This is a genomic window from uncultured Thiodictyon sp., from assembly GCF_903828115.1.
GTDB lineage: Bacteria > Pseudomonadota > Gammaproteobacteria > Chromatiales > Chromatiaceae > Thiodictyon.
In genome coordinates, this window is the sequence record NZ_CAIKKU010000464.1 from 1 (window position 1) to 2114 (window position 2114).

Genomic DNA, 2114 nt, shown 5'->3' on the forward strand with positions numbered 1-2114 from the left:
GTCTATGAAAAGGGCATCAGCCTATCGAAGAAATTGATGGAAGACGTCGAAGCACGGTTGAAGCGCAGCCCGACCTTGCCAAAATATGACATTTTTATCAAGCCTATTCTCGGGTAATATTTTTAACAGAAATCACCTTAACTTAACGGCGTTGGGCTGGATCCTAGCAATCAGCTATGACGCCCGGATAGCCGCAAGATGACGATCCCTTGAATGACGCGGAACGGCGGAAACCGGGGGCGGAAACCGGGGCCACGGAAACCGCGGAAACCGGGGCCAGGAAACCGGGGCCGGAAACCGGGGCCAGACTACGGTTTCCGCTTTCTTCTGGTGCCGAGGGTCCCCCTCGGCACCGGGTCTTGGCGGCTCTACCGCCAGACCAAGGCGGCAACCCGAGGCAACACGGGCGACCGAGCCGCCAAGACGGCATGGCGGGGCAGAGCCCCGGCTCGAGAGCAAGACCTGGCCGCGCGCCGTTGGCGCGCACCCCGGCGTACCCCCTTGACGACGCGGGCAGCGGGTCGGATACTCCCGGGTACCTGCGGAGGACTCCTCTACTCACCTTCCCTGCAATAGGCTTGTGGAGCGCGACTGGTACCGCATGATGAAAATTCTGATACCGTTTCTGAAGAGTGTTTTATAATATAGCATTTTTTATAGCCTGTTCGGATTTTTGCGATGCCCCTGCTTCGTCCTGCCCCTGTCCTCGTAACCGATCGCGAGCGTCGACAATTGGAGTCGCTTGAGCGACAAGCGACCTGCCCACAGCAATTGGTCCTGCGTGCGCGGATTATCCTGCTGGCGGGTCAGGGTGTCGGCGTGCGGCCGACGGCGGACCAACTCGGCATCGGTCGCTCCACGGTCCAAGCGTGGCGGCGGCGGTGGGCGGAGAACCCCGGCGCGAGCGTCGCGGAGCGGTTGTCGGATGCGCCGCGCTCCGGCACGCCGCCAACCTTCACCACCGAGCAGATCTGCGCGATCGTCGCGCTGGCCTGCGAAGCGCCGGAAGACAGCGGGCGGGCGATCACGCATTGGACGCAGCGTGAGATCGCCGACGAAGCGATAAAACGGGGAATTGTAGATTCGATCTCCTCGCGCTCCATCGGGCGCTTTTTTAAAAGAAGCAGACCTCAAACCGCATCGCTCGCAATACTGGCTGAAGGCCAAGCCGGACGCGCATTTCGCGGAAAAATGCGAGGACATTTGCGAAACCTACCGCCTCGCATCGGCGCGGGCGGCGCTCGGGATCAAGACTGCATCGATTGACGAAATGACAGGCATTCAGGCACTTGAACGAATTGCCCCGACCCAGGCGATGACCTCGGGGCGCATCGAGCGCCGCGAGTTCGAGTACATCCGCCACGGCACCCATACCCTGATTGCCGAGTTCGACGTCGCGACTGGGAAGGTTACTGGGCGACTCGGCCCGACGCGCACCGAGGCGGATTTTGCCTACTTCTTATCTCCCATGATCGCCGAGTGCTCGCAGTGCTCGCCACCGTTGCAGTTGCACTTGGTCATGGACAATCTCAACACCCATTCCTCGGAGTCGGTCGTGCGTTTAGTTGCTGATAACATCGGCTTTGAAGGCGACCTCGGGGTCAAAGGCAAGTGCGGAATTCTCCAATCCGTGGCGACCCGCCAAGCGTTTCTGTGCGATCCCACCCATCGCATCGTTTTTCACTTTACGCCAAAACATAGCTCGTGGCTGAATCAGATCGAAATCTGGTTCTCGATTTTGATACGAAAAGTTATTCGGCGAGGGAATTTCTTATCGGTCGACGACCTGTGCCAGAAAATCGAAAACTTCATCGACTATTTCAACAAGACGATGGCTAAGCCGTTCCGCTGGACCTACCAGGGAAAGCCGCTGGTTGCCTAGCTTAAAATGGTCCGAGCACTTCCATCACGCGGTACTAGGGTGTTCAATATCCCACCTATTCCACAAATTATCTTCATACAGTTTTAGTGTTTGATGCCCAATCAATGAGAGCATGCCGACGCCGGGCCAGCATCGACGCACCGATATGCGTTTTTGCCCAGTTCTCGACATCAATAGTACGCACCGATTCCATCGCCTCCCGAATCAACGGAGTCGCCAGGTCGGCGATGAA

Annotated in this window: 2 protein-coding genes; both read left to right on the forward strand. The window is 58.1% G+C overall.

Features of this window, described 5'->3' with window-relative positions; genetic code table 11:
* The first annotated feature begins 678 nt into the window (after positions 1–678).
* A complete protein-coding gene (locus QZY48_RS16965; RefSeq protein ID WP_295433103.1) occupies positions 679–1266 on the forward strand; it encodes a helix-turn-helix domain-containing protein in 588 nt (195 codons plus the stop codon).
* 4 nt (positions 1267–1270) lie between these two features.
* Positions 1271–1882 (forward strand): transposase, encoded by a 612-nt coding sequence (locus QZY48_RS16970; protein ID WP_295433105.1) that lies wholly within the window; start codon positions 1271–1273, stop codon positions 1880–1882.
* Positions 1883–2114: the final 232 nt, after the last annotated feature.